Origin of the sequence: Methylobacterium sp. CB376, assembly GCF_029714205.1 — a bacterium.
Classification (GTDB): Bacteria; Pseudomonadota; Alphaproteobacteria; order Rhizobiales; family Beijerinckiaceae; genus Methylobacterium.
Genome location: NZ_CP121648.1, coordinates 4,219,966 through 4,246,184 on the forward strand (window position 1 = coordinate 4,219,966; position 26,219 = coordinate 4,246,184).

Sequence of the window (26,219 nt, forward strand, 5' to 3'; positions counted from 1 at the left end):
GAAGATTCGAGAACGGAACCCACGGTCATGAGACGTGACCGTTGCGATCAGGCGACCCGGGCGGAGGGGCCCTCCATCTCCACCAGCCGGCCGCCCTCGACCTTGAGCACCCGGCCGACGAAGGGCAGGAGGTGCGGGCTGTGGGTCACGAAGACCTTGGCGGCGGGCACGCGGACCAGGGCCTGGACCAGCTTCGCCTCCGAGACCGGGTCGAGATTGGCCGTGACCTCGTCGAGCAGCAGCAGGCGCGGACGGCGGCAGAGGGCGCGGGCCAGGATCAGGCGCCGCCGCTGGCCCGTCGAGAGCAGGTTGCTCTCGTCGGAGACGAAGGTGGCGTAGCCCTGCGGCAGCGCCTCGACCTCGTCGCGCAGCCCCACCACCGAGAGGGCCGCCTCCATCTGCAGCCGCGTGATGTCGGGGGAGTACATCGCGAGGTTCTCCGCCACCGTGCCGGCGAAGAGCCGGTCGTCCGCGAAGACGCAGCCGATATTCGCCCGGTACTCGTGCAGGCCGAATTGCGCCAGGGGCCGGCCATCCACCAGCACCTGCCCCTGGGCGGGCTCCGCGAGGCTGGCGAGCACCCGCAGCAGCGAGGACTTGCCGCAGCCCGAGGGGCCGAGGATCGCGACCGACTCGGCCGCGGCGACGTCGAGGGTGAGGTCGATCCCGTCGATGAGCGGCTTCTCGCCCCGCCCGTACTGGATCCGCACGCCCTCCAGCGCCACGCCGCGCCGGATCGCCCGGTCGATGCTGCTGCGCTCGCTCGCCTGCTCGGGCGCCTCGTACAGGATGTCGTCGAGGCGCTCGTAATGCACCCGCATCACCGAGATCTGCAGGAGGCTCATGATCAGGGTGTTCATGGTGGTGAAGAACGACGTCCTCAGCGAGAAGAACGCGTAGAGCACGCCCACCGACAGGGTGCTCTTCATGACGTCGGTGACGCCCATGTAGAGCGTCGCGACCGTGCCGAGCATGAAGACGAGGTGCAGGGCGAAATCGGCGTCGATCGCGTAGCGGCGCGAGCGGTAGCTGGCATTGGCGAAGCGCGAGAAGCTGTCGAGCCACTTCAGCGCGAAGAACTCGGTGGTGTTGCCGGCCTTCAGGGCGGCGATCTGCTTGAGGCCGTCGAGGAGGCGCATCTGCTCCTCGGAGCGCGCCTCCAGGGTCTCGGTCGTGGTGCGGGCGATGCGCGGATAGGTGGCGAAGCGGATCGCCACCGCCATCACCAGGGTCGCCAGCGAGGCCGCGGCCATCGACGGCGAGTAATAGTACATCATGGCGATCAGCAGCACCGACATGATGCCGTCGGCCAGGGACGACACGAACCCGCTGATCAGGAAGGTCTTGATCTGGTCGATCGAGGACAGGCGGGTGATGAGGTCGCCGGGATGCCGGGCCTCGAAGAAGCCTAGCGGCAGGCGCAGGGCGTGGCCGACGACGTTGCGGGTGAAGTGCACCTCGAACAGGGTGGCGGTGCGCAGGGTCACCACGTCGCGCAGCCAGCGCGAGGCCGCCTCGAAGCCCGAGAACAGGATCAGCCCGACGGCGACCGCGTTCAGGAGGTCGAGGTCGAATTGCGGGATCACCGTGTCGACGGCGGCCTGCAGGAAGATGGGCGTCGCCAGGGCGAACAGCGTCGTCGCGAAGGACATCACGGCGACCATCGCGACCGTGTGCTCGACGCCCCGGCAGGAGCGGAACACCGCCCAGAAGGTCGAGGCGCGGGCCGCGCGGATCGCCCGGAAATCGACCCGGCGGGAGAATTCGAGGGCGACGCCCGCGAAGTGGCGCTCCACGTCCTCCCGGGCGTAGATCCGCGGGCCGAAGGCCGGGTCGTGGATGTGGAACTGCCCGCGGGCGACCTTCTCCAGCACCACGAAGTGGTTGCCGTCCCAGTGGAGTATCGCCGGGCAGGCGAGCTTGCCGAGCTCGTCGACCTGGGCGATGCCCAGGCCCTGCGCGTCGAGGCCGATCTGGCCGGCCACCTCGACGATCTCCGCGAAGCTCATGCCGCGGCGCGAGACCGGGAACAGCGAGCGCAGGTAGGGCAGGTCGATGTCGTGCCGGTGGGCATTCGCCACCATGGCGAGGCAGGCCAGCCCGCACTCCATGGTCTCGGCCTGGAGCACGGTGCGGACCCGGCGGATCCGCTCCCCGACGCGACGGCTCATCAGCGCCCCCTCAAGGCACGGATCGGATCGGTGGCCCAGTCGATCAGGCGCCGCCGCTCGACGACGATGTCGACCGACAGGGTCGCGCCGATCTTCAGCGGCACCTTCTCGCCGTAGGCGTCGACATCCGCCCGGTCGGGGCGGATCTCGATCCGGTAGGCGGATTGCATCGGCACCGGCCGCGGATCGAGCCCGGCCTCGGGCGGCAGCCCCTCGGTGACCGGCGCCCGCACGGCCGCCTCCGAGATGTACGTGATGGTGCCGTGATGGATGCCGAAGGTCTTGTACGGGAAGGCGTCGTATTTCAGGATCACCCGCTGCCCGACCTTGGCGAGGCCGACCGCGCGGGAGGGCGCCTCGACCACGATCAGGGGCGCGGCGGCCGGGTCGCCGATCGCGGCGACGAGCTGCCCGGACCTGACCGAATCGCCGACCTTCGCCCCGAGGGCGAGCACCGTCCCGGCGCTGGGAGCCTGGATCTCCAGGGCCGATTCGGTCCGCAGGGCGGCGATCCGGCTGTCGATGCTCTCGATCTGGCTGCGGGCGGCGGCCTTCTGGCTCTGCTTGGTGGCCACCAGGGTCTCGTAGGCGCGGCGGCGCTCCGTGTCCTGGCGCTGGTATTCGAGGCGCCGGAGCTCGATCTCGGCGAGCTGCCGCTCGTAATCGTAGGTCGTCCGCTCGCGCGCCTCGAGGACGTCGCGGGTGGCGTAGCCCTCCTTCACGTAGGCGGAGACCCGGCGCACGATGGCGCGGCTCTTGTCGGCGGCGGCGGCGACCTGGCGGGACTGGGCGTCGAGGCCGGCGTAGAAGCGGGACTGATCCGATTCGATCGCCTTCTGCTGGCGCGTCGCCTGGGCGATGAAGGCCTCCGCGGCCGCCGCCTCGGCCTCCTGGGTCCGGCGCGTCTGGAGCAGGTTGCGGATCTCGGCCTCCGCCACCGATTCCCCGCCCGCGGTCGCGGCGCCGAGGCGCAGGGCGTAGACCGGGCTGCCGGCCGCGACCCGGTCGCCCTGCGTCACGGCGAGGCGGCTGACCACGCCGGCGCGCGGCGCGTCGAGGCGCACGAAGCCGCCGGTCGCCGCGACCACGCCGCGCACGCTCTCGGTCTGGGCGAAGCGCCCGAACCAGAGGCCGCCGAGGGTGGCGCAGACCGTGGCGCCGACGAGGAGCGTGGCGAACAGCGTGGTCCGGTTCTGCCGCAGGTCGATCGTCTCGGCGAGCAGCGGCGCGGCGGGCCGCGGGGGCGGGGCGGCCTCGGCCGGCTCCTCCTCCTCCGGCGCCGCGGCGGGCAGGGGGGCGGCACTCACGCGGCTCTCTCCTGCGCCGCCTCGGGCGCGGCCAGGAACTCGCCGAGCCGCTGCCACATGAACCACTGCTCGGGCGCCGCCAGCACCGATGCCTCGATGTGGCGGCGCACGAGGTCGGTGACGCGGGCCTTGGCCTCCGGCCCGGACTCGGCCACCTCGAAGGGCCGGCCCGGCGCCACCACGTCCCCGTCGAGGCGGGAGCGCACCGCCAGCGGCACCACCGTCGCCTCGGTCAGCCGGGCGAGCGCGTCGAGCCCCATGGCGAGGCGCGCCGGCCGGCCGAACAGCGTCGTGTCGACCGGGCCGCCGTAGCTCGCCGGCAGGTCCACGAAGGACACGATCACCGCCCCGGCCCGGGCGAAGCGCACGGCGTCGATGTAGTCCTGCTTGTCGCGCACGTTGAGGAAGCGCATGTCGGTGCCGATCTCCGAGATGCGGCGCATCACCCGGGTCTCGTTCTCGCGATCCTCGCGCGCGCAGGATCAGCATGCGCCGCCCCGGGAAGACGTCGTGCACGAGGCGCGCGAAGGGCAGGGCGAAGCTGCCCATGTGCAGCGGCGCCAGGATGACCGGCCGGGCGCCCGCCGCCACGCGCTCGAGCATCCCGCGCTCCAGGATGGTGACGTGGGCGGCGTCGGCCACCAGGGCCTCGCGCGACCGTGAGAGGATTGCGAGCCATTCGAGGCTGGTCATGCGGTCGGCGAAGACCGCCTCCCGGTCGAGGCGGCGCGCCTCGCGGGCCGGAACCCGCAGGGTGCGGGCCAGCGCCTCCGCGATCCCGAGCGTCCCGGCCCGGCCCCGCAGCACGGCGAGGCGCCAGCTCGCCCGCACCGCGCGGCGCCGCGCGCGCAGCGGCAGGCGGGCCGCGAACAGCTCGGTGCGGGTGGGCGTCATCGCGATGGGGGCCTGTCCTGCGGTCCGTCTCGGAAGGGCGCGGACCCGCGCCGGCGGGGCCGGAGGCGGGATCTGCCGGCCGCCGCGACGGGCAGGGCCGGCCGTCGGCTGCGCTCAGATCACGAGCACTTGCTGTTGCCGCAATCCTTCTTGCAGTCGTTCTTCGGCGGGGGGCACGGGGCGGGGGTGTCGCAGCCGCCGGAAATCGTCTTCAGGGCGGCGAGGTCGAGCGTCTTCACGGTGATGTCTCCGGTCGGAATCGGACGAGGTACCCCGCCCTGAGGCGGGGTGGGGCGCGCTCAGATCACGAGCACTTGCTGTTGCCGCAATCCTTCTTGCAGTCGTTCGCCGGCGGGGGGCACGGGGCCGGGGCGCAGGTGCCGCCGGAGATCGCCTTCAGGGCCGCGAGGTCGAGCTTCGTCATGATGATCTCTCCTGTCAGGGGAGACGGGGCGCCGCCCCGCCGCACGGTCTCTGTCGACCGCCGCCCGTTTCCACCACGTCACCTGACAGCATTCAAGCGCGGAAAACTACCGACTCCGCTCGTCGGAGCCGTCATTTCCTGTCCGTCGTTTACCATTGGGCGCGAAACCCGTTACTTTCGCGTTAATGAACTTGCCCAAGGCGCCGCCTCATTGAGAATGCCGGTCACGACATCTGAGAGACCGGCCATGCAGACCATTCCTTCCGCTTCGGCATACTCCACCGGAGATATCGAGCGCATCCTGCTCGAGATCGTCCGCAAGCAGGCCCGCAACGAGGGGGCCGATTGGTCCCTGACCACCACGATGGAGGAGGCGCAGATCGATTCCTTCGATCTCGTCGAACTCGTCTTCGAGGTGGAGGACCGCTTCGGCGTCGAGGTCAGCTTCAACGCCAACGAGCGGCCGATCGGCGAGATGACCTTCGGGGACGTGATCGCGCTGATCCGCGGCGCGCTGGCCTCGAAGGAGAAGGCGGCGTGACCCGGGTCGTCGTGTCGGGGCTCGGGGTGGCCGCGCCCGGCGGCCTCGACCCCGAGAGCTTCTGGGCGAGCCTGGTCTCGCCCGGGAGCTGCTTCACGCCGGCGCGCGAATATCCCGAGGGCGACATCCCGGTCGGACAGATCGACGCCGCGATCGACTTCGCGGACCTCCCGGTCCCCAACCCGGGCGCCTGCGACCGGGCCGCCCTCCTGGCGGTGGCGGCGACCCGCTCGGCCCTCGCGGATGCCGGCCTCGGCGAGGGCGCGGTCGATCGCGGGCGGGTGGCGGTCGTCCTCGGCAACGGCGGCGGGGGCTGATGAGCCTCGACGAGCAGTACCGGCGCGTCTTCGTGGACGGCAAGCGCCCGCACCCGTTCTCGGTGGTGCGCGCCATGACGAGCTCCTCGGCGAGCTGGGTCTCCCTGGCCTTCGGCCTCAGGGGGCCGTGCTTCGTCACCGCGAGCGCCTGCGCCTCGGCCAGCCACGCCCTCGGCATGGGGCTCCTGCTGCTGCGCGCCGGCCTCGCGGACGTGGTGGTGGCGGGCGGCACCGAGGCGCCGCTCTCCTACGGCACCCTGCGGGCCTGGGAGGCGATGAAGATCCTGAGCCGCACCGGCTGCCGCCCCTTCGCCCGCGACCGGGACGGCCTGGTCCTGGCGGAGAGCGCCGGGATCCTGGTGCTGGAGCGCGAGGCCCACGCGCGCGCGCGGGGCGCGCGGCCGCGGGCCGTCCTCGCGGGCTTCGCGGCGAATGCCGATGCGGGCGACATCGTCGCGCCGAGCGCCGCCGGCATGGCGCAGGCGATGCGGGAGGCCCTGGCGGATGCGGGGCTCGCGCCCGCGGACGTCGCCTACGTCAACGCCCACGGCACCGGCACCCGCAGCAACGACCGCACCGAGATCGAGGCGATGCGGGCGGTGTTCGGCCGCGACCGCATCCCGCCGACCTCCTCCACGAAGGGCGCGACCGGCCACGCGCTAGGGGCGGCGGGCGCGATCGAGGCGGTGGCGACGGTGCTGGCGATGGGGCGCGGCGTGGCGCCGCCGACCAAGACCCTGACCGAGCCGGACCCGGACCTCGCCTTCGACGCGATCCCGCGCGCGGCCCGCCCGATGCCGATCCCGGCGGCGCTCTCGAACTCCTTCGCCTTCGGGGGACTCAATGCCAGCCTCGTCTTCCGCGCCGCGTGAGCCGCCCGCCGGGCCGGGGGACGCCGCCTCGCTCGTCGACGCCCTGCGGGCGCGCATCGGCACGATCGTCGCGGTCTCCCCCTGGACCGCCATCGACCAGGGCCGCATCGACGCCTTCGCGGCGGCCACCGACGATCACCAGTTCATCCACGTCGACCCCGTCCGGGCCGCCGCGGAGGGCCCGTTCGGCGGGACGGTGGCGCACGGCTACCTCACCCTGGCGCTCGCCGGCGCCCTCGCCGCCAAGGCCCTGCCCCCGCACCCGGCCGTGCGCGCGGTGGTCAATATGGGGGCGGATCAGGTGCGGCTCCTCGCGCCGGTCCCGGCCGGGAGCCTGCTGCGGGGCAGCTACGAACTCGCGCGGGTCGCCGCGCTGCCGGACGGCCGCGCGGCCCTGCGCCTGCGCGCCACCCTGGAGGCGCAGGGCCGCGCGCGTCCGGTGCTCACCGCCGAGTTGTCGCTCCTGCTCGTCCTCGCCTGAGCCCGCCGCGGGGCCGCGTCCTCTGCCCGGCCCGCCCCGGAATCTGGGGTTTAAGACGGTCTTAAGCATGATTTGCGCAAGGTCTTGGGCGCCGACCCTCGGTCATCCCGTTCCGGGGATTGTCCGCGCGTCGGCCCTCTGCTGCGGAAGGCCGGATGTCGCGACGCCCCATCCCGTTCGAGCGATGCGCCGTCCTCGCCCTCGCCGCGGCGCTCGCCGGCGGGTCGGCGGGACCGGGCGCGGCCCAGAGCCTCGACGCCGCCGGGGCAGCGGCCCTCGACCAGAGCCCGGCCCTGAAGGCGGACCGCGCGCGCCAGGAGGGGGCCGAGGCGCGCCGGCGCGGCGCCCTCGACGCCTTCATGCCGAGCATCAGCTTCTCGGCCGACAGGCCCCTCGACAGCAAGTACAGCTACTCGCCCAACGCGGCGCCGACGCAGATCGGCATCGATTCGACGCCCCGCAGCGCGCCGACGCAGCTCGGCCTCAAGCTCGACCTGCCGCTCTTCGACGGGTTCAAGCGCTGGCACACGCTCGAATCGACGACGGGCCTGGCGGAGGCCGGGCGCTTCGTCAGCCAGGGCAAGCGCCAGCAGGTGCTGCTCGACACCGGCGTCGCCTACCTCGCGGTGCTGCGCGACGCGCGGAGCCTCGCCTACCGGGACGCGCAGGTCGCCGCCGTCGCCCGCATCCGCCAGCAGGCCGAGCGGCAGTTCGAGGTCCGCGACGCGACCCAGACCGATGTGGCGCTCGCGCGCTCGCGCGAGGACGCGGCGCAGGCGCAGCGCGACCGGGCCCGGGCAGACCTCGCCGCCTCGCGGCTCGAATTCCGCCGCCTCACCGGCATGGAGCCCGAGCGGATGGCGCAGCCGCGCCTGCCCGCGAACCTTCCGGCGAGCGCCGACGCCTATGCGGCGCTGGTGCAGCGGGCCAATCCCAACCTCGCGGCCTCCCGCCTCGATGCCGGCGCGGCCCGCGCCCAGGCCAGGGCCGCGCGGGCCGAGCTGCTGCCCCAGGTCAACCTGCAATTCTCCCGCTCGGCAGTGCTCAACTACAGCCAGGCGCTCGACCAGATCAACGACACCACGACGCGCCTCGTCGCCAAGCTGCCGCTCTACGAGCCCGGCGCCTATCCGCGCATCGAGGAGGCCTCGGCCCTCGCGCTGCAGCGCGCCTACGAATCCCAGGACCTTGAGCTGACGACGCTCACGGCGGCCCGCACCCTGCACGCCCGGCGCCGGGCGATCGGCGAGCAGGCCGAGCGGCTCCTGGAGCGGGTCCGGCGCCTGCGCGAGACGGTGCGGAGCTTCTCGGTCGAGCGCCGGGCGGGGTTCCGCACCGTCCTGGACGAGCTCAACCTGCGGGCGGAGCTCGCCGACGCCGAAGTCGCCGCGGCGGCGGTGGTCACGGAGCGCGACGCGCTGACGCTGCAGCTCGCCGCGGCCGCGGGGCTGCTGGGCCTGAACGGGCCGGGCCTCCGCCGCCTCGACACCCTGCCGCCGCCGCTGCCGCCCGGCCCCGTCGCCCTGCCCCCGCCCTCGCCGGGGGCGAGCCCGAGGGCCCGCCTTTCCTGCGCGGCAGCCTCGACGCGGCGGGCCTCGGGGAGGGGCCGGGGCGCGTCTCGGTCGCCGCCGCGGGGGCCGGCCCGCGCCCGTGGTGAGCGGCCGTCGCGCGCTCCGGTCGCACCCGACCTGGACGGCGACGCTGAAACCGGGGCCCCGGACGCGCGGTTGGGCCGGGCGCGAGTGCCGGTCCCGGCGCTCAGGCGCGCCCGCAACCGTTCGAGAGGCCCCATGGACCGTCGTCTCGCGCTCACGACCCTCGCCACCCTCGTCGCCGTCCCGTCGCTGATCGGCACGGCCCTCGCGCAGAACGCGCCCAGTTCCGCGTCCCAGGCCACCGGGAATGCGGGCGCCCGCATCGGCGAGGCGGAGGCCAAGCACATCGCCGACACGCTCGCCGCCGGCTCCCTCGCCCTCGCGGCGAGCCGCCTCGCCCTCACCAAGGCGAAGGACGACGACGTCAAGGAATTCGCCCGCTTCGAGGTCGCCGAGCAGGAGACGATCGCCGACGTCCTCAAGGCGATGCGCGACCAGGGCACGCCGGCGAGCGGCCAGGTGAAGGCCCCGGCGGAACCCGAGGTGACAGGCCAGATCGACGCCGGCGGCAAGGCGAAGCTGGAGAAGCTGGAACAGGCCAAGGCCGGCGAGGCCTTCGACCTCGAGTACATCCGCGGCCAGATCGAGGGCCACCAGGCCCTGCTCAGGATCCAGGAAGCCTACCTCGCCGGCGGCAAGGACCGCGAGAACCTCGCGGTGGCCAAGCTCGCCCGGACCCAGATCCGCGAGCACCTCACCCTGCTCGCCGACATCGAGAAGGATCTCAAGGACTGATCCGACATCCGACGGATTGCGTCGCCGTCTCCCATTTCGGCAATGCGGATGGCGGCTTCGCTCACGCGCCGCGCGGGCTTGGCATACCCAATCCGCTCGATCCCTTCGGGATGGCGGATTGGGGCTTCGCTCAGGCGCCGCGCGGGCTTGGCAGACGCTGTCCGGACGTGATCGTCCGGACAGCGCATGACGCGGGCCCCGGGCGGCCGCCGGGCGTGGCCGCCCGGCTCACCCGCCAAGCTTCGTGTCGGCCAAGCTTCGTGTCGGCCAAGCTTCGTGTCGGCCAAGCTTCGGCCCGGGCCGGGACTGGTTCGCGTGCACCGGCCGAATCGGGCAATCCGATCGCGCACTGTCGATCCCGTGCCGGACCGCACGGCGGCTCGGGCTCCGGGGCGCGATGGTCTCCCCATCGAAGCGGCGCCGCGCCGGAACGAGCGGGAGAGAAGGATGAGCGTCTTCACGGCAACCCTCGCCACGGAGCTCGCGGGCGAGGCGCGGGACCGGGAACTCGGCGACGAGAGCCTGGACGAGGTCAGCGGCGGCGCCCCGTTCCCGATCCGGCCCACGGCGCCGCTGCCCCCCGTCGTGGCGACGCACGACGGCAAGGGCTGGCATTTCAGCGGCGGCCTCTCCTGGCCGAGCGCGCCCGCGCCGCAGGTCCCGGCTCGCCCCGTCCCGGGCTGGTGACGGCTGCCGGGGGCTGGCGAGACGCGATCGCCGGACCATCCCGGTCCCCCGAGAAGCCGCCCCGGGCCTCAGCGCGACGGCTTGGCCGACTTCTCGGGCGAGGGCTGGCTGTCCAGGCGCTCGCCGCCGACGCATTCGCGCAGGTAGGTGTCGCGCTCGCCGCCGCCGAGCTTCAGCGCGTCGGCGCGCGAGGCGCATTCCCGCTGCCACTGCTCCGGCGAGGAGGAGGTCGGGGTCGCGCCTTCCGCGGCCGCCGCGCCGGCGGCGAGGGTCAGGCTGAGGGCGAGAAGGGCGCGGATCGGCATGGTCGGGCCTCCGGGACGGGCGAGCGATCAAGCCGCCGCCCTCCCGCCGGTTCCGGCCGCCGCGCGCCTCAGCGGCGCTCGTAGAGGAGCCGCGCCCGGATCGTGCCCTCGAGCTGCCGGATCTCCTCCAGCAGCGCCTCGGCGTCGCCCTCCACCGCGTCGGTCTCGATCACCACGTACCCGACCTCGCCGTCGGTCTGGTAGAATTGCGCCGCGATGTTGATGCCCTGGCGCGCGAAGACGTCGTTCAGGCGCCGCAGCATGCCCGGGATGTTGCGCTGGACGTGGATGTAGCGCGTGCCGAGCGGCCTCGCGGCGAGCTGAACCTGCGGAAAATTCACCGCGCCGAACGTCGAGCCGATATCCGAGTAGTCGACGAGCTTGCGCGCCACCTCGGCGCCGATCCGCTCCTGCGCCTCCTCGGTCGAGCCGCCGACATGCGGCGTCAGGATCACGTTCTCAAGGCCCTGGAGCGGCGAGACGAAGCGCTCCTGGTTCGATTTCGGCTCGACCGGGAAGACGTCGACCGCCGCGCCGCGCAGGTGGCCGTCGCGCAGCGCGCCCGCGAGCGCGTCGAGGTCGACCACGGTGCCGCGGCTGTTGTTGATCAGGTAGGCGCCGGGCTTCATCGCCCGGATCTGCGCCTCGCCGATCATGGTGTGGGTGGCGGGCGTCTCGGGCACGTGCAGCGAGACGACGTCGCTCTGGCCGAGCAGGTCGTCGAGGGTCTCGACCGGCTCGGTGTTGCCGTGGCGCAGGCGGTCGGTGAGGTCGTAGAAGATCACCCGCATGCCCATCGCCTCGGCGAGGTTCGAGAGCTGCGAGCCGATATTGCCGTAGCCGACGATGCCGAGCGTCTTGCCGCGCACCTCGAAGGAATTCGCCGCCGACTTGTCCCAGCCGCCCGCATGGGCCGAGACCGAGCGCGGCACGATGCGGCGCAGCAGCATCACGATCTCGCCGATGACGAGTTCGGCCACCGAGCGGGTGTTCGAGAACGGCGCGTTGAAGACCGGGATGCCGCGCCGGCGCGCCGCCTGCAGGTCGACCTGGTTGGTGCCGACCGAGAAGCAGCCCACCGCGATCAGCCGGTCGGCGGCCTCGAAGGCGCCCTCGTCGAGCTGCGTGCGCGAGCGGATGCCGAGGAGATGCGTGCCCCTGAGCGCCTCGCGCAGGTCCGCCGGGTCGAGCGCCTTCGCGAGGCGGGTGACGTTGGTGTAGCCGGCGGCGTTCAGCAGCGACACGGCGCTGTCGTTGATGCCTTCGAGGAGAAGGACGCGGATCTTGTCCTTCGGCAAGGAGAGTTTGTCGGCCATCGGGGTCGTCTCGTCGGGCGCGCGGGCGCAGGGCCGGACCGATAGGAGAGGCGAGGGCGCGGCGCAACCGGACCCCGCGCGATGCAGGGCTGGGCTGCGCGGGCGGCGGGGCGACGGCGTGCCCCGTTGCGGCGGCCGCCCCGCCGTGGTGTGGCGGCGTTATTCCTTCGCGCGAGGACCCGCCATGCCCCTCTCCCCCGCCATGCGCCGCGCGGCGATCCCGCTCGTCGCCTTCGTGCTCGGCCTCGCGGCGCTCGGCCTCGCCGCCTCGGCGATGCTCGGCCGCCCGACCGTCCCGGCGAGCGGCGTCGGCGGCCCCTTCGCGCTCGTGGACCAGGACGGCCGCCCCGTCACCGACAAGGACGTGGCGGGGCGGGCGCACCTCGTCTTCTTCGGCTTCACCCATTGCCCCGACGTCTGCCCGACGACCCTGCAGCAGATCTCGGACGTGCTCGCGGCGCTCGGGCCGAAGGGCCGCGACGCCAAGGCGCTGTTCATCACGGTCGATCCCGAGCGCGACACGCCCGAAGCCCTCAAGGCGTACCTCGCGAGTTTCGACCCGCGCATCGTCGGCCTCACCGGCACGCCCGAGGCCGTCGCCGGCACGCTGAAATCCTACCGGGTCTACAGCCGCAAGGTGCCGCTCAAGGACGGCGACTACACGATGGAGCACACGGCGCTCGTCTACATCATGGACGCGCGCAACAACTTCGTCGGGTCACTCAACCTGATGCGGCCGGCGGCGGATGCCGCGGCGGAGTTCGCCCGCCAGCTCTGAGGCGGTCGAGGCCCGGCGCCTCCGGCGGGCCGCGCGGGCGAGGCCGTGCTCGGTCTTGTTCCAGCGGAACGGCGCGACGAAGAACTCGGCGAGGCCGAGCCACGCCCCGAGGCTGACGAGGACGTAGTAGGCCGGCAGCGCGGCGATCCAGGGGATCAGGTCCGGCCGGCCGCGGCGCAGGCAGCCGAGCAGGGCGGGCAGGGCGATCGCCGCGAAGCCGGCGCCGAACAGCTCGATCCCGAGCGCCGTGACCATGTTGGTCCAGAAGCTCGGATCCGGCTCGGCGGGCTGCACCAGGAGGCGCCAGCCCGCCACGAGGAGCGCGGCCGGGTAGACCAGGGCCGAGACGACGGCGCCGGGCACCAGGGCGAGCGCGGCCAGCGTCCCGAGCACGCCCAGCGCGCGGGCCGTCGCGACGGGCCGGCGGGCATGGGTGATCGTGGTCTGCACGAACCCCTTCATCCAGCGGGTCCGCTGCCGCAGCCAGCGCCCCGGGCGGCTCGGCATCTCCTCCCCGGTCGGGAGCGGCAGGTCGCCGACGCGGTAGCCGGCCGCGCTCAGGCGCAGGCCGAGATCCGCGTCCTCGGTGACGTTCCAGGCGTCCCAGCCATGCACGGCCCGCAGCGCCTCGGTCCGGAAATGCGTGGTGGTGCCCCCGAGCGCGATCGGCAGCCGCCACGCCGCCAGGGCCGGCACGAGCACGTCGAACAGGGCCGCGTATTCGAGCGCGAAGCAGCGGGTGAGCCAGGACTGCTCCGCGTTGTCGACCACGAGCCGGCCCTGCAGGCAGGCCGTCCGCGGGGACGTCCGCGCGAAGAGCGCGGCCGCCGCGCGCAGCTGCAGGGGGTGCGGCTCGTCCTCCGCGTCGTAGACGGCGAGGTAGGTCCCGCGGGCGAGGGGCAGGGCGACGTTGAGCGCCCGCGGCTTCGTGCGCGGCTCGCCCGGCGGGGCGACGATGACTTCGATCCAGGGCGGCAGGGCGCGGGCGGCGAGCGCCCCGGCCGTCTCCGCGTCGTCCGCCTCGATCACGATCTTCGCGTCGAGCTTGGTGGCCGGGTAGTCGAGCCGCGCCAGGGCCGCGATCAGGTCCGGCACGATCGCGGCCTCCCGGGAGAGGGCGACCAGCACCGTGTAGACCGGCAGGTCGGCATCCTCGGCCCGCGGCAGGTCCGGCAGCGGGCAGGGCGGCACGAGCAGGGCGGCGAGGCGGAAGACCGTCATGCCGAGGAACAGGAGGCTGACGGCGGCCGCCGCGGCCCCCTGCACGCTGCCCGGCGCGTCCCACAGGAGCGGCACGGCCGCGAGCGCGAGGCAGGCGGCGAGGCACTGCCCGGGGCTCGGGCCCGGCCGGTAGGCCCAGTCGGGCGCGGCGCGCTGCAGGGCCTCGCTGGCCTGGCGCGCCGCCTGCGGCGCGCAGGCTTCGAGCACCGCCGCCCGCAGCTGGCCCGGCGCGGTGATCGCGATCCCCGATCCGGCCCGGGCGCCGCCCGCGAGCAGGTGCCCGATCTCGGCCCCGCGCGGGGCGCGCACCAGGGCCGGACCCCCGCCCGGCGGGAGCGGCGCCACGCCCGCCAGGATGCTCTCCGGGTAGCGGGCTCCCGGGCCGAGGGCGATCGCCCCCGCGAGGTAGGGCGCGCCGAGGGCGCGCGCGAGGGCGCGGTAATAGGCCTCCTCGCTCATCAGGCCGCTGCGGATCAGCGCCGTGGCGCCGTCGGTTCCGCTGCAGCGGGCGATCCACCCGGCCAGGGTCAGGACGTCCAGCGGCACGCCCTCGGCCCGGAGGAAGGAGAGTTCGGGCCTGACGTCGGCATGCGCTGCGGCCGGCACTGCGAAGGGCACCCGGGCTCCCGGCGGCGATCGATCGTGCTACACGAGCGGCGTGGGACGGAGCCCCTGGCCGGCAGCGAACCGGCAGCCCCGCGCACGCTTGGTGGATGGTTTACGGCCGGGAGAGACATGACGCAAGGGAAGCGATGGACGCGGCTCGTCTCGGCACCCAACTTGGCGCCCGTCTTGGCGCCCGTCTTGGCGCCCGTCCTGGCGCTCGCCCTCTGGTGCGGCGCGGGCCGGGCGGCCGAGCCGGTCACGATCCCGAATTTCTGGAATCCCCGCGCGCGCCTGGAGCGGCCCGAGCCGCCGCAGACGAGCCGCGCCGTCCGCTTCATCACGGACGACGAGTACCCGCCGCTGCACTTCGCCGGACCGGACGGGAACCCGACCGGCTTCTCGGTCGAACTCGCCCGGGCGGCCTGCGAGAAGCTCAACCTCACCTGCACGGTGCAGGCGCGCCGCTTCGACACGCTGCTCGACGCGCTCGCGGCCAAGGAGGGCGACGTGGTGGCGGCCGCGATCCCGCTGACTCCGGCCCTGCGCGCGAATTTCCTCGCCACGCGGCCCTATTTCCGCTGGCCCGCCCGCTTCGTCGTCCGCGCCGACAAGGGCCTGCCGGCGCCCGACGCGAAGGCGCTCGCGACCCGCAGCGTCGGCGTGGTCGCGGGGACCGCGCACGAGGCCTACCTGAAGGCGTTCTTCCGCACGACCCCGCGCGGCTTTCCCGACCTCGGCACGGCGCAGGCGGCGCTGAAGCGCGGGGAGATCGACTACCTCTTCGCGGACGGGGTGGCGCTGGCCCTCTGGCTGGGCGGCGTCGACGCCGCCGGATGCTGCGCCTTCGCGGGGGGCGACTACCTGGAGAACCGTTACTTCGGCGAGGGGATCGGCCTCGTCACCCGCAAGGAGGACGAGGTGCTCGCCCGCGCCCTCGACGACGCGCTGCAGCGCCTGTGGGACGAGGGGAAATACGCGGAACTCTACCTGCGGTTCTTTCCCGTGAGCCCGTTCTGACCGCGCCCCGAGGAGGATGCGATGACCGAGACGCTGCGCCTCTATTATTCCCCGGGTGCCTGCTCGCTGGCGCCGCACGTCGCGCTGGAGGAGACCGGGGCGCCCTTCGAGCCGGTGCGGGTGAACCTCGCGGCGGGCGAGCAGCGGCAGGCCTCCTACCTGGCGATCAACCAGAAGGGCCGGGTGCCGGCGCTGGCCGAGGGGGCCTGGGTGCTGACCGAGAACCCGGCCGTGCTCCGCTACATCGCCCGGCGCTTCCCCGAGGCGGGTCTCTGGCCGGAGGACCCGCGCGGGGAGGCGGCCTGCGCGGAGTGGCTCGCCTGGCTCGCCTCGACGGTGCACGTCGCCTACGCGCATGTCCGGCGGGCGGAGCGCTACGCCGGCGAGGAGGCGGCGATCGCCGAGGTGCAGGCCAGGGGCCGGGAAGCCTGCTTCGACCTCTGGACCATGATCGAGGTCGGGCTGTCGCGCGGCGGCTGGGCCCTGGGCGAGCGCTACAGCGTGGCCGACCCCTACCTGCTGGTGTTCTGGATCTGGGGCCGCGGCCCGGCGCTCGGCTACGAGATGGCGCGGCTGTTCCCGCACTGGACCGCCCATGCCCGGCGGATGGCCGCGCGCCCCGCCGTGCAGAGGGTGTTCGCCCGCGAGGGTTTGGCGCTACCCGCATAAGCTGTCCGTGGGAGCGGTGCCTGGCCTGGGTGCAGGGCGCGTGACCGGCGCCCGCCGCCGTCGCTCGCCTCGCCGCTCTCCCGAAACGGCCCGAGGGCGCGCCGATCCGAAGCCTTCCCCGACCGGCCGCCCGTCAGCCGAGGAGGTGCCGCGCGGCCCGCAGCGCCGCGTAGCCCAGACATGCCGTCCAGATCGCCGCGAGCCCGTGACGGAGCAGTTCGCCCTCCCGGTGAATGACCCTGAGGGCTCTCTCGGCTGTCCCTGAGCGTGTCATCGGCGTGCGGCTCGCGTGGCTCCGATGCCGAGCTTGCGCTGAATTTTTCATCTTGCCGTTGGGGCGACATCTAAAATTGTCGCCGGATCCGAGATTCCGGGTTCCGGCGGGACGCCGTGAAGAACGGCACGAGGGGAGCTTCGCTCGGTCGATCAGGCAGAACCCGACGCCCGTGCCGACGGGCCGGCCCGTCGGAGGGCAGTGCCTGTGCGACGCGCCGTCCGAGCTCAGGCCTGCGGTCCGGGCCGGGTCCGCATTCCGCCTGGGGAAGCGGAGAGATCAGCGGGATTGCCCGCCGTCGCGCGAGGGCGCGTGATGGGTCTCGTCTCTCGCCGGTCGTCTCGCCGGTCGTCTCGCCGGTCGTCTCGCCGGTCGTCTCGCTTTGCGTCGAATGCCGGTTCCGGGCTGGAGGCGGCCGCCGGGGGCTGCCACGGGGTGGCGTCACGCCGCCCCGCCGCCGTGCCGGGGCGCGGGCGAGACGTTAACGACCTGTTAACCATGCCTGCCCGACATCATGCGGTCCGAGCATTCTCATCCCTGTGAGGCGGCATGGGCATCGTCGAGCAGCGTGAGCGCGCCCAGCAAGCGTGGGCTTTCGCGCTGGAGCACCTCGTGAGCAAGGGCTGCGACGAGGCCGTCGCCCTCGAGACCATGAGCGAAGTGGCGTTCCAGACCTACGTCGACCGCCACGGATCGGTGGCGACGGCGAGCTATCTGCGGCTGCTGGCGCAGCAGGTCGAGGAGGCCGATCGCGAATTCGCCGCCGCCCTGATGCAGGGGTGAGGGCGTCGGCGCGGGCCGAGCGCCGAGGCGCGGGCGACCGCGACGCACCGAGGAGATCCCGGACGCCCATGACCGAGCCGCTCCCCTGCCAGCGCCCCCTGTTCGAGATCCCCGATGCGGTGAGCTACCTCGACGCCGCGGCGTGGTCCCCGATCCCGCGGCCGGTCCGCGAGGCCGGCGAGGCCGGCATGCTCACCAAAGTCAGACCCTGGGCCCATCCCCGTGAGCGGGCGGCGGGCTGGGCGGAGGAGGCCCGGGCGGCCGCCGCCGCCCTGATCGGCGCGGGCCCCGCGGACGTCGCCATCGTCGGATCGGTCAGCCACGCCATGGCCACGGCGGCCCGCAACCTCTCGCCCCCGCCGGGCAGCCGGGTCCTGCGGGTGGCCGACGAGTTCCCCTCGCACCGCTACGCCTGGGACCGGCTGGCGCAGGCGCGCGGCCTCGTCGTCGAGGAGGTGGCGCGGCCCGAGGACGGCGACTGGACGGCGGCGCTCGCGCGCGCGATCGCGCGCCCCGGCGCGCCGCCGGTCGGCGTCGCGACGCTGACGCCGCTGCACTGGGCGGACGGCGCGCTCATCGACCTCGACCGGCTCGCGCCCGCCCTGCGGGAGGCGGGCGCCGCCCTGGTCGTCGACGCCACCCAGGCGGCCGGCGCCGTCCCGATCGACGTCGCCCGGCTGCGACCCGACTTCCTGGCCTTCCCGACCTACAAGTGGGCGCTGGGACCCTACAGCCTCGCCTTCCTGTACGCGGCGGCGCATCGGCAGGACGGCGTGCCGCTCGAGGAGAACAGCGGCAACCGGCCGCAAGCGGCCGCGGGGGCGCGGCGCTACGACAGGGGCGAGCGCGACGATCCCGTCGCCCTGCCGATGGCCGCCGCCGGCATGGGGCTGATCGCCGGCTGGGGCGTGGCCGGGGTCGCGGCGCGCCTGCGCGCCCTCACGGACCTCCTGGCGGAGGGATGCGCCGCGCTCGGCCTGCCGGTGCCGCCGCGCGCCCTGCGCGCCCCGCACATCCTCGGCATCCACCTTCCCGGCGACGAGGCCGAGCGCCTCGTCGCGTTCCTGCGGGAGCGGCAGGTCTTCGCCAGCGCCCGGCTCGGCCGCCTGCGCCTGAGCCCGCACGTCTGGGCCGACGAGGCCGACATCGCCCGCTTCCTCCACGCGCTGCGCGACGGCGTGGCGGGCGGAACGGAGGGCCGCGCGGGCCGTTCCCCAGCTCTCACGGACAGGAGAGCGGAATGAGATTCGCGGGAACGGCAGCGGCGGCGATCGTGGTCAGCGCCCTCGGCATCGGCGCGGCCGAGGCCAAGGGCTGCATCAAGGGCGCCATCATCGGCGGCGTGGCCGGGCACTACCTCGCCAACCGGGGCGTCGTCGGTGCGGTGGCGGGCTGCCTCGGCGGCCGCTACATTGCCTCCCGCAACGCCCGCCGCGAGGTCGATTACGGCGCCCGCGTCGCACCCGGCGGCTACGGCCCGGGCCGCCCGCCCCGCCGCGACTACAATTACTGAGCGAGAGGCCCCTGCGCCGGATCGTGCCGGCGCCACCGAGATGGAGAGGCAGACATGAGCGACGGCTATCCGTCCATGACGGCCCTTCTGGGCCTCCTCGCGCTGGCAGGCTACCAGAACCGGGACAAGCTCGCCGAGATGTTCGGCGGAGGGGCCCAGACCGCGCCGGCCCCCGCCCCGGCCGGGCAGGGGGAGGCCTCGGCGGCTTCCTCGGCGGCCTCGGCGCGGGCGGCGGTGGGGGCGGCCCGGGCGGCTTCCTGCACAGCGGCCTCGGCGAGATGCTGGAGCGCTTCCAGCAGGCCGGGCAGGGTCCGGTGGCGCAATCCTGGGTGGGTCACGGCCCCAACCAGCCGATCAGCCCCCAGCAGCTCGAACAGGCGATCGGCCCCGACGTGCTGCAGGTGCTGGCGCAGCGCACCGGCCTGCCGCGGGAGGAACTCCTCGAGCGCCTGTCGCGCGACCTCCCGCAGGCGGTCGACCGCTACACGCCCGACGGCCGGGTGCCGTCCTACTGACCGGGGCGGGGGCCGCGGCCCCCGCGCCGCGGCTCATTCCTGGCGAGGGCCCGCCTCGACCTTCAACTGGTCGATGACCCAGAGCCAGGCCCCGTCCTCTCCCTGGCGGGCGACCTCGACCGAGAGGGAGCCGCGGCCCGAGCGGGCCATCGTCAGGGCGACCGGCCCGGTGCGGATGACCGGCAGGGTCTCGACCGGGGGGAAGTGGGAGCGCTTGCGCAGCAGACCCTCGTAGAAGCGGCGGATCTCCTCGTGCCCGCGCGCCACCACCTCGCCGACCGCCAGGACGGCCTCCGGGGCATAGAGCGCGACGAGTCCCTCGACGTCGCCGGCATTCGCGCGCGCCAGGAACAGGCGCGTGAGCGCCTCGGGCTCGGCGGCGCGCTCGCGGTCGGTGTCTTGCATCACGGCACTCCCTCACGGCGTGGAACGGCCCGCCTCCGCGGGCGGATCGCCGGCGGGCCAGGCGAGGCGCCCGCCCGCCCCGTCGCGCAGCGTGACGCGGACCGGCACCCCGGCCTCCACGCTCTCCGAGACGGTGCAGAACTTGCGGAACTGCGACAGGACCTTGTCGAGGCGGTCGGCCTGGACCGCCTCCAGGGCGAGGACGATCTCGACGTCGATCGCCTCCACCCGCAGGCGGCCCTCGGCGTTGCGCGCGACGCGGCAGCGCGCCGTCGCCCCCAGGCCCCGCACCTCCTGGCGGTACTTGCCGAGGGCGAAGACGAGGCTCCCGCACAGGCAGTTCGCCACGGCCGCGGTGAGCATCTGCTCGGGGCTCGGTCCCTCGCCCGTCCCGATCGGGTTGGGCTCGTCGGTCAGGAGGTCCGGCAGCCCGGTCCCGAAATCGACCAGGAACTGGTAACCCTTCAGGTGCTTCAAGGAGACGTCGAACGGGTCCGGCATCGCGGCGGCCTGGGGCGGGACGATCGTCGGGCGGATCCGACCTGGGTGAACTCCGCAGGGCCGAACCGGTTCTCTCGACGGGCGGGGCCTTTCGCCGATGGCGACGGACGATGAGGGCGGGCAGGATTGGCGCTCGGTGGGCACGCGCCGGCCGGACGCGGCCGAGCGCGAGCGGGCCCTCGCCCGGGCCCGGGAGCCCGGCCGCGGCCGCACGGCCGCGCAGCCCTCGGAGATCCCCTCGCGCGGCTGGGGCGACATCCTCTGGCGCGTGGCCTGGTCGGTGCCGCAGGACCGCGTGCTCGCGACCGCGGGCGGGGTCGCCTTCTTCGCCCTGCTCGCCGTCTTCCCGGGGCTCGCCCTGATCGTGTCGCTCTACGGGCTCGTCGCGGATCCGGGCGCCATCTACAAGCACCTGAGCCTGCTCACCGGGCTGCTGCCGCAGGCCGTCCTCGACCTCCTCGCGGCCGAACTCAGCCGGGTGGCCGGCAAGAGCACGGGCGCGCTGGGCGCCGCCTCGGGCGTGAGCCTGCTCGTCGCGTTCTGGAGCGCCAATTCGGGGGTGAGCGCCCTCTTCGACGCGCTCAACGTCATCTACAAGGAGCGGGAGAAGCGCCCGCTCCTGCACTTCTACGCCACCACCTTCCTGTTCACCCTCACGGGCGTCCTGTTCGCGCTGGTGGCGACCGGCATGGTGGTGGCCCTGCCGGTCGTGCTCAACCAGGTCGGGTTCCAATCCTACGCCAGCGATGCGGCGCTGCGCCTGCTGCGCTGGCCGGCGCTCCTCGTCCTGGTCAGCCTCGGCCTCGCGGCGATCTACCGCTACGGCCCGAGCCGGCACGAGGCCAAGTGGCGCTGGGTGACCTGGGGCAGCGGCATCGCCGCGCTGCTCTGGGTCTGCGCCTCGGCGCTCTTCTCCTGGTACGTGGCGCGCTTCGACAGCTACAACCGGATGTACGGGTCGCTCGGGGCCGGCGTCGGCTTCATGACCTGGATCTGGTTCTCCATCGTGATCGTGCTGCTCGGGGCCGAGCTGAACGCCGAGATGGAGCGGCAGACCGTGCGCGACAGCACGACCGGCCGGCCGAAGCCCCTCGGCACCCGCGACGCCCACGCGGCCGACACGGTCGGCCCGAGCCACGAGTGAGGTCGCGTGCGGCCGGCTTCGGGAGTGTTCGGGTCTTGTGCCGGGCCGAGGCCGGGACACCGTGCTCCGCCCGGCTGCCGGCATCGCCCGGCCGTGGTCTGACCTTCGCGGTCATGCGGGCCAGAGAGGCCGGTGGCCTCGGGCCATCGCTCGGGTTCCGGCAGGGTCGGCGTGACGGACGTCGACAGGTCCTTGGTCTCTCATGCGACATCCGACGGATTGCGTCGCCATCTCCGATTTCGGCCATGCGGATGTCGGCGTCGCTCACGCGCCGCGCGGGCTTGGCATACCCAATCCGCTCGATCCCTTCGGGATGGCGGATTGGGGCTTCGCTCACGCGCCGCGCGGGCTTGGCAGACGCTGTCCGGACGTGATCGTCCGGAGAAGCGTATCAGAGCAGCCGGATCGCCTGGGCGCGCACCACGATGCTGTCCTGGCGGAACCGGGCCTCCAGCTCGCGCCGGTACCGCGCCCACCAAGCCGGGTCGAGGTCGTCGCACATCACCTCGAATACCACGATATCGTCGTGCGACCGCCCCTTCCCGTCCTGCCAGACGCCCTCGGCCGGGCCGCGGCTGTAGGCGGTCACGCCCCCGAAGGTGCCGGCGAGTTCGTCCCGCACGCCCGCATAGGCGGAGCCCGGAAAGGGGCGTCCCTCGTTGTCGGAGAGGGGGAGGAGGATCTGGACCAGGGTCGCGCTCATCGGCTCGCATCTCCCCGCTCAGGGCCGCTCCGGCGCGGGGCGCGGCGCACCGGCTCGCCCCGGACCAGCGCGGCGATCGCGGCCGCGATCTTCTCGCCGCCGCGGACCGAGGGCTCGATCGGATTGGCGAAATCCGCGTCCTCGTCGCAGAGGACGCGCAGGTCGATCAGCGGCAGATCCCGCGCCCAGGCCTCGCGGGTGACGACGTCGTTGAGCACGGCCAGCGCGGCCGAGGCCACGCGGCGATACGCGGGGTCCGCGTAGCGCGGATCGTAGATCGTGCAGAGGCAGGTCGGCGTGCCGCGGGCCAGGACCGCGTCCAGCATGGCGCGGTACTGGGCCCGGAACCCGTCGCGCGCGTCGGCGAGGGCGCCGACCGCCTCGGCGACCGAGCCGGCCGGCCGGACGAGCAGCGCGGAGGCCCGCAGGGCGTCGTTGCCGCCCGCGCTGACCACGAGGTGCGTCCCGTCGGGCGGGACCCCCGCGAGCTGCCGCGCGACGTCCGCCAGGACCGCGCCGTCCAGGGCGCAGAGCGTCGCCCGTCCCTCCGGCGCGAGGGCGGCGCGCAGCTGCCGCACCACGTCCGGACCGCCGCCCACGTAGGCGGCGTTGTCGAAGACCGAATCACCGAGGAGGACGACGTGGTGCATGAACCTCTCGCCTGGGCGGACGGGGCGGGCCCGGGATCCGCCAGCGCGCGAGGGCGTTGCCCTGTTCCATGCACCTCTCCCTCGACTGCGACGGCGTGCTGGCGGATGTCGACGCGGGGGCGACCCGCGTGCGCGGCTGCCCGCCGCGGGAGTCCGAGCGCCGCCACGGCCTCGCCCGGTTCTGGGCCGCGCTGGCCCGGGCGCCGAAGCGGCGATGGGCGCGGCCCGGCACTTCCCCGGCACGCGGATCATCACCTGCATGACGGCCGACAAGCGGCACCCTTGCCGGGCGGGCGACGTCCTCGTCGACGACGCGCCGCGCCACCGCCACCTCCGGGAGGGGGCGGGCGGCGTCTTCATCCATCACCGCTCGGCCCGCGCCTCCCTCGCGGCGCCGGCGGCCATCGCCGGGACGAATCCATGACGCGTGAGCGGAGCGTGACCACGGGCGACGGCACCGCCTGGACCTGCCTCGAAGCCTATGCGGGTCTCGCCGAGACCGCGGATCGCGCCGAGACCGCGGATCGCGCCCTCGCGACGCGCCGCGATGACGGGAGGCGTGCGGTGGTGTGCACGCCCTCGGGCGGCGCGCACTCGGTCCGGCTGAGCCTGCCCGCCGGGTGGGAGGAGGATGTCGCCGACGCGGATCTCGCCGCGGCGATCGAGGCGCAGCACCCGCGCGAGCCCTGATGCGACATCCGGCGGATTGCGTCGCCATCTCCCATTTCGGCCATGCGGATGTCGGCTTCGCTCGAGCGCCGCGCGGCCGCGCAGGGGCTCCGCTCCGGGCGGGCTCGGCCGTCGCCGGGCCGCCGGGCGCCGCGGGCAGCCCGCAGCGCTTCGGTACGCTGGCGAACGGATCTCCGCCCCCGCGCGCGAACGCGCCGGCGCGACCCCGCATTGGGACCGTCGGAGCCATCCGGCTCCCGTTTCGGTCCCACTGCCGGCCGGGCCATGCCCGCGCCGGCATTTCTTTGGCCCGCTACGGCGTCGCCTTGTCGTTCAGCCTCGTGATCGTGAAGGGGGTGAACGTCGCTCTGCCGGCGCCCGCGCCGGTCGGTCGCGCGCCGACGGGAGCCTGTTGCGACCCGGCACCGCCCGCCACGTGATCGAGCGCGTCGTCCCGAAGCTCGTCCCGGCGCGGGCGCGGCGTGGGCTGCTCACGATGCATGTCACCCTCCTCCGGGGTCGATCGAGACCCGGAAGGCTAGCACGCGGCCCGGCCGAGGGCGTGCGGCCCGGCGCCGACCGGCACCGGGCCCGGCGCTCCGGCCGCGAGGTCCGAATCCTCCGCCGGGTGCTCGCGCGCCGGCCCCTCAATGGAGAGTGTACGGGTTGGTGACCGGGCGCTCGTCGCGGAATTCCTGCACGACCGCGAGCATTTCAAGAGAGTTCGCAAGCTCGGCCGCAGCCTCGCGCGACATGCCGGTCTGCTCTCGCCCATTCAGGCGGACTGGTTCATTCGTCTTGGCCGCGTGAACGCTCCAGCCATCGTGTGTCTTTCGCACGATATAGCTCCGGTTCGGCATGAAGTTCCTCCGGCTGAACGCTCTCCTAGGTGTGTTGCCTGCCGATGCCGGCGACAAGGGGCCGAACAGCGCCTGCACACTTGGGCAGCGCTGCCACCTCTCGTACCTTGGTCCGGGGTCTGCGGGTTCGCGTGACCGTCGCGACGAGCCGAATTCCGCAGGATACATTCAAGTTTTCACGACATGCCGGACGTCATCGGGATCGGGCCCGCTCCGCGGCGCAGAATCGGGCCGGCGGGGGACGATCAGGCCGACCGGCATCGCGCCTCACCAGGGCTCCCACGGCAGCGGCAGGGGCGCGCGCGGGCCGGGCGCCGGCCGGGCCGGCGGCGACAGGCGCGCCTCGGCCGCCCGGCGCGGTCCCGCCGCGACGCGGCCGGGCGGGGGCTCGCGCGCGGGCCCGCGCGCCCGGCCGGCGCGCGCCTCGACGATCTCGCTCACGCTCGTCTCGACGCGGCGGAAATACGCGGCGGGCGCGTCCTTGCCGGCCAGCACCTCGCCGGCGGCGTCCCGCCGCCGTCCCATCCAGACGCCCAGCACCCGCCCCTCGCTCCAGCCGACGAACCACGCATCGGCATTGCCCGTGGAGGTGCCGGTCTTGCCGTAGGCCTCCCGCGAGCCGAGCCCGGCGTTGCGGCCGGTCCCGGAGCGCACGACCTCGCGCAGGATGCGGCGGGTCGGCGGGATGCAGCGCGCCGGGACGGCCCGCGCGCGCGCCGGGTCGAGGAAGCGCGCCCGCACCTGGCCGCGCCCGTCGACCACGGCGAGTACCCCGGTCGGCGCGACGCGGTAGCCGCCGTTCGCGATGGCCGCGTAGGCCGCCGTCACGGCCATCACGCTCGTCGCGTAGGAGCCGAGGACGAAGCCCGCATCCGGGTTCGGCCCCGGATCGAGGCCGAGCCGGCGGCTCGCCTCCGCCACGCGCGGCACCCCGATCTCCCGGGCGAGCCGCACGGACGCCGCGTTGCGCGAGGAGGCGACCGCCTCCAGCAGCGTCGTCTCGCCCCGGTAGCCGAGATGCCCGTTGGACGGCCACGTGTCGGTCAGCGGCAGGTCCAGCACCCGGCTCTCCGGCGACAGGCCCGCCTCGCAGGCCGCGACGAGGAGCGGCAGCTTCGCGGTCGAGCCGGGCTGAACGCTCGTCTTCACGGCCGCGTTGAAGGGGCGGCGCGCCCAATCGAGGCTGCCGATCATCGCGCGCACCCGCCCGTCGGGGCTCATCATCACGGCCCCGGCCTCGTAGGCGGGCGGGATCGCGCCGCTGCCCGCCATCTCGGCGAGCCGCGCCTCGGCCGCCTGCTGAAAGCGCGGATCGAGCGTGACGAAGAACCGGAGCGTCTCGCCCTCCTGCATGGTGCGCGGCGCGAAGCTCTGCACGACCCACTCGGTGAAGGGCTGGGCCTGGATCGCGAAGTCCGGCATCGACCCGGGCCGCACCCCGGTCCGCTCGGCCCGCAGGCGCTCGGCCTCGCTGATCCTGCCCTGCTCGACCATCAGGCGCAGGACGAGGCGAGCCCGCGCGTAGGCGCGCTCGCGGGTCGCCTCCCTCAGCGGGTTGAAGCGGGCGGGCGCCTGCACCATGCCGGCGAGGAGCGCGCACTCGAACAGGGTCAGGTCGCGCGGCTCCTTGCCGAAATAGTGGCGGCTCGCCCGGTAGAGCCCGACGATCTCGCGGCCGCCGAACTCGATCTGGTTGAGGTAGGCCGCGAGCAGCTCCTGCTTGCCCACGGCGCCGTCGAAGGTGCCGGCGTGCCAGACCTCGGAGCCTTTCCGCTCCAGCTTGCTGAGGAAGTCCCGGCCCTGGAGGTCGTGGAAGACGAGGTTCTTGAGGAGCTGCATCGGGATGGTGCTGCCGCCGCGGCTCAGGCCGCCGCGCAGCACGGCGGCGAGGGCGATCAGGTCGACGCCCCCGTGCTCCAGGAAGCGGCGATCCTCGACGGCGATGATCGCCTTCTTCATCGCCTCCGGGATCTCGTTCGGCCGCAGCACCACGGGGCAGCGGCAATAGGCGTCGAAGCCCGTCGCCGTGCGGGTGACCATCACCTGCGGGGCGGCGACGAGCGCGCGCAGCTCCGCGGGTTTCAGGTCCCAGAAGGACGGGGTCTCGGGGGTTTCGGCGCGCGCCGGACCGGCGAGCGCGGCCGCGCAGAGCAGGGCGAGGCCGACGGAGCGGCGCATGTCTCGACTCCAGGGCCGTCCCGCGGAG

29 protein-coding genes and 1 pseudogene are annotated in these 26,219 nt (G+C 74.0%); 17 read left to right on the forward strand and 13 right to left on the reverse strand.

The window, feature by feature from the left end; all coding sequences use genetic code 11:
- Positions 1–47 precede the first annotated feature (47 nt).
- The 3 genes from QA634_RS19045 to QA634_RS19055 are packed head-to-tail and all read right to left on the reverse strand — an operon-like array spanning position 48 to position 3,921.
- Positions 48–2,171, reverse strand: coding sequence for a peptidase domain-containing ABC transporter (locus tag QA634_RS19045; RefSeq protein ID WP_012333534.1), 2,124 nt, complete (start codon positions 2,169–2,171; stop codon positions 48–50).
- Entirely contained in the window at positions 2,171–3,478 is a 1,308-nt protein-coding gene (locus tag QA634_RS19050) for an HlyD family secretion protein (protein ID WP_012333535.1), read from the reverse strand. The genes QA634_RS19045 and QA634_RS19050 overlap by 1 nt, the downstream gene beginning before the upstream one ends.
- Complete coding sequence (locus QA634_RS19055) at positions 3,475–3,921, reverse strand: LpxL/LpxP family acyltransferase (RefSeq protein ID WP_150108687.1); 447 nt, start codon at positions 3,919–3,921, stop codon at positions 3,475–3,477. Before QA634_RS19055 ends, QA634_RS19050 begins: the two co-directional genes overlap by 4 nt.
- Here QA634_RS19055 and QA634_RS19060 point away from each other — a divergent pair.
- The 7 genes from QA634_RS19060 (at position 3,911) to QA634_RS19090 (ending at position 10,084) form a co-directional block, all read left to right on the forward strand.
- Positions 3,911–4,141 carry a hypothetical protein gene (locus QA634_RS19060; RefSeq protein WP_150108688.1) on the forward strand — a complete coding sequence of 77 codons (231 nt, stop codon included), beginning with the start codon at positions 3,911–3,913 and terminating at the stop codon, positions 4,139–4,141. The two genes, QA634_RS19055 and QA634_RS19060, sit on opposite strands and share 11 nt — an antisense overlap.
- 902 nt (positions 4,142–5,043) lie before the next feature.
- The gene (locus QA634_RS19065) at positions 5,044–5,337 is read left to right on the forward strand and encodes an acyl carrier protein (RefSeq protein ID WP_012333539.1); all 294 of its coding nucleotides are present in this window, start codon (positions 5,044–5,046) and stop codon (positions 5,335–5,337) included.
- Entirely contained in the window at positions 5,334–5,654 is a 321-nt protein-coding gene (locus tag QA634_RS19070) for a beta-ketoacyl synthase N-terminal-like domain-containing protein (RefSeq protein ID WP_265576376.1), read from the forward strand. Before QA634_RS19065 ends, QA634_RS19070 begins: the two co-directional genes overlap by 4 nt.
- On the forward strand, positions 5,654–6,526 hold the full coding sequence (locus QA634_RS19075; RefSeq protein ID WP_265576377.1) for a beta-ketoacyl-[acyl-carrier-protein] synthase family protein: 873 nt from the start codon (positions 5,654–5,656) through the stop codon (positions 6,524–6,526). The genes QA634_RS19070 and QA634_RS19075 overlap by 1 nt, the downstream gene beginning before the upstream one ends.
- Positions 6,498–7,007, forward strand: a complete 510-nt coding sequence (locus QA634_RS19080) for a MaoC family dehydratase (RefSeq protein ID WP_012333540.1) — start codon at positions 6,498–6,500, stop codon at positions 7,005–7,007. Before QA634_RS19075 ends, QA634_RS19080 begins: the two co-directional genes overlap by 29 nt.
- Positions 7,008–7,162: 155 nt before the next feature.
- Complete coding sequence (locus QA634_RS19085) at positions 7,163–9,397, forward strand: TolC family protein (RefSeq protein ID WP_283026712.1); 2,235 nt, start codon at positions 7,163–7,165, stop codon at positions 9,395–9,397.
- A gap of 447 nt (positions 9,398–9,844) precedes the next feature.
- Entirely contained in the window at positions 9,845–10,084 is a 240-nt protein-coding gene (locus tag QA634_RS19090) for a hypothetical protein (protein ID WP_012333543.1), read from the forward strand.
- 68 nt (positions 10,085–10,152) lie between these two features.
- Here the strand turns inward: QA634_RS19090 and QA634_RS19095 are convergent, their stop codons facing one another.
- Together QA634_RS19095 and serA are read right to left on the reverse strand one after the other, a co-directional pair.
- Entirely contained in the window at positions 10,153–10,389 is a 237-nt protein-coding gene (locus QA634_RS19095; RefSeq protein WP_012333544.1) for a hypothetical protein, read from the reverse strand.
- Positions 10,390–10,457: 68 nt separating this feature from the next.
- On the reverse strand, positions 10,458–11,705 hold the full coding sequence (gene serA, locus QA634_RS19100; protein WP_012333545.1) for a phosphoglycerate dehydrogenase: 1,248 nt from the start codon (positions 11,703–11,705) through the stop codon (positions 10,458–10,460).
- A 184-nt stretch (positions 11,706–11,889) separates the two neighbouring features.
- On the opposite strand from serA, the gene QA634_RS19105 reads away from it, so the two are divergent.
- Complete coding sequence (locus QA634_RS19105; protein ID WP_012333546.1) at positions 11,890–12,483, forward strand: SCO family protein; 594 nt, start codon at positions 11,890–11,892, stop codon at positions 12,481–12,483.
- On the opposite strand, the gene QA634_RS19110 is transcribed toward QA634_RS19105, so the two are convergent.
- Complete coding sequence (locus QA634_RS19110; RefSeq protein ID WP_012333547.1) at positions 12,424–14,322, reverse strand: glycosyltransferase family 2 protein; 1,899 nt, start codon at positions 14,320–14,322, stop codon at positions 12,424–12,426. The genes QA634_RS19105 and QA634_RS19110 overlap by 60 nt on opposite strands.
- A 117-nt stretch (positions 14,323–14,439) precedes the next feature.
- Here QA634_RS19110 and QA634_RS19115 point away from each other — a divergent pair, with 117 nt between their 5' ends.
- From QA634_RS19115 to QA634_RS19140, 6 genes and pseudogenes are all read left to right on the forward strand, one after another.
- Positions 14,440–15,327 (forward strand): transporter substrate-binding domain-containing protein, encoded by an 888-nt coding sequence (locus QA634_RS19115; RefSeq protein ID WP_012333548.1) that lies wholly within the window; start codon positions 14,440–14,442, stop codon positions 15,325–15,327.
- 21 nt (positions 15,328–15,348) lie between these two features.
- Positions 15,349–15,996, forward strand: coding sequence for a glutathione S-transferase family protein (locus QA634_RS19120; protein WP_012333549.1), 648 nt, complete (start codon positions 15,349–15,351; stop codon positions 15,994–15,996).
- Between the two features lie 823 nt (positions 15,997–16,819).
- Positions 16,820–17,053 (forward strand): hypothetical protein, encoded by a 234-nt coding sequence (locus tag QA634_RS19125; RefSeq protein WP_012333550.1) that lies wholly within the window; start codon positions 16,820–16,822, stop codon positions 17,051–17,053.
- A gap of 68 nt (positions 17,054–17,121) precedes the next feature.
- Positions 17,122–18,297, forward strand: coding sequence for an aminotransferase class V-fold PLP-dependent enzyme (locus QA634_RS19130; RefSeq protein WP_012333551.1), 1,176 nt, complete (start codon positions 17,122–17,124; stop codon positions 18,295–18,297).
- Complete coding sequence (locus QA634_RS19135; RefSeq protein WP_012333552.1) at positions 18,294–18,566, forward strand: hypothetical protein; 273 nt, start codon at positions 18,294–18,296, stop codon at positions 18,564–18,566. Before QA634_RS19130 ends, QA634_RS19135 begins: the two co-directional genes overlap by 4 nt.
- A 54-nt stretch (positions 18,567–18,620) precedes the next feature.
- Positions 18,621–19,081: pseudogene (locus tag QA634_RS19140) on the forward strand (YidB family protein).
- Between the two features lie 33 nt (positions 19,082–19,114).
- Here the strand turns inward: QA634_RS19140 and QA634_RS19145 are convergent.
- Both QA634_RS19145 and QA634_RS19150 read right to left on the reverse strand, forming a co-directional pair.
- Positions 19,115–19,486 (reverse strand): YybH family protein, encoded by a 372-nt coding sequence (locus QA634_RS19145; RefSeq protein WP_012333554.1) that lies wholly within the window; start codon positions 19,484–19,486, stop codon positions 19,115–19,117.
- A gap of 12 nt (positions 19,487–19,498) precedes the next feature.
- Positions 19,499–19,987, reverse strand: a complete 489-nt coding sequence (locus tag QA634_RS19150; protein ID WP_012333555.1) for an OsmC family protein — start codon at positions 19,985–19,987, stop codon at positions 19,499–19,501.
- Between the two features lie 97 nt (positions 19,988–20,084).
- On the opposite strand from QA634_RS19150, the gene QA634_RS19155 reads away from it, so the two are divergent.
- Positions 20,085–21,131 (forward strand): YihY/virulence factor BrkB family protein, encoded by a 1,047-nt coding sequence (locus QA634_RS19155; protein WP_012333556.1) that lies wholly within the window; start codon positions 20,085–20,087, stop codon positions 21,129–21,131.
- 391 nt (positions 21,132–21,522) lie between these two features.
- On the opposite strand, the gene QA634_RS19160 is transcribed toward QA634_RS19155, so the two are convergent.
- Together QA634_RS19160 and QA634_RS19165 are read right to left on the reverse strand one after the other, a co-directional pair.
- On the reverse strand, positions 21,523–21,834 hold the full coding sequence (locus QA634_RS19160; protein ID WP_012333557.1) for a hypothetical protein: 312 nt from the start codon (positions 21,832–21,834) through the stop codon (positions 21,523–21,525).
- Complete coding sequence (locus QA634_RS19165; protein ID WP_012333558.1) at positions 21,831–22,484, reverse strand: SGNH/GDSL hydrolase family protein; 654 nt, start codon at positions 22,482–22,484, stop codon at positions 21,831–21,833. Before QA634_RS19165 ends, QA634_RS19160 begins: the two co-directional genes overlap by 4 nt.
- A gap of 214 nt (positions 22,485–22,698) precedes the next feature.
- Here QA634_RS19165 and QA634_RS19170 point away from each other — a divergent pair, with 214 nt between their 5' ends.
- The gene (locus QA634_RS19170) at positions 22,699–22,908 is read left to right on the forward strand and encodes a hypothetical protein (RefSeq protein WP_050777497.1); all 210 of its coding nucleotides are present in this window, start codon (positions 22,699–22,701) and stop codon (positions 22,906–22,908) included.
- Positions 22,905–23,174, forward strand: a complete 270-nt coding sequence (locus QA634_RS19175; RefSeq protein WP_012333559.1) for a hypothetical protein — start codon at positions 22,905–22,907, stop codon at positions 23,172–23,174. Before QA634_RS19170 ends, QA634_RS19175 begins: the two co-directional genes overlap by 4 nt.
- A gap of 292 nt (positions 23,175–23,466) precedes the next feature.
- On the opposite strand, the gene QA634_RS19180 is transcribed toward QA634_RS19175, so the two are convergent.
- The 3 genes from QA634_RS19180 to QA634_RS19190 all read right to left on the reverse strand — a co-directional run bounded on the left by QA634_RS19180 (position 23,467) and on the right by QA634_RS19190 (position 26,191).
- Positions 23,467–23,655: a hypothetical protein gene (locus QA634_RS19180; RefSeq protein WP_012333560.1), complete on the reverse strand. Its 189-nt coding sequence runs from the start codon at positions 23,653–23,655 to the stop codon at positions 23,467–23,469.
- 145 nt (positions 23,656–23,800) lie between these two features.
- Positions 23,801–24,013: a hypothetical protein gene (locus QA634_RS19185; protein ID WP_012333561.1), complete on the reverse strand. Its 213-nt coding sequence runs from the start codon at positions 24,011–24,013 to the stop codon at positions 23,801–23,803.
- A gap of 267 nt (positions 24,014–24,280) precedes the next feature.
- Positions 24,281–26,191 carry a transglycosylase domain-containing protein gene (locus tag QA634_RS19190; protein ID WP_012333562.1) on the reverse strand — a complete coding sequence of 637 codons (1,911 nt, stop codon included), beginning with the start codon at positions 26,189–26,191 and terminating at the stop codon, positions 24,281–24,283.
- Between the last annotated feature and the right edge of the window lie 28 nt (positions 26,192–26,219).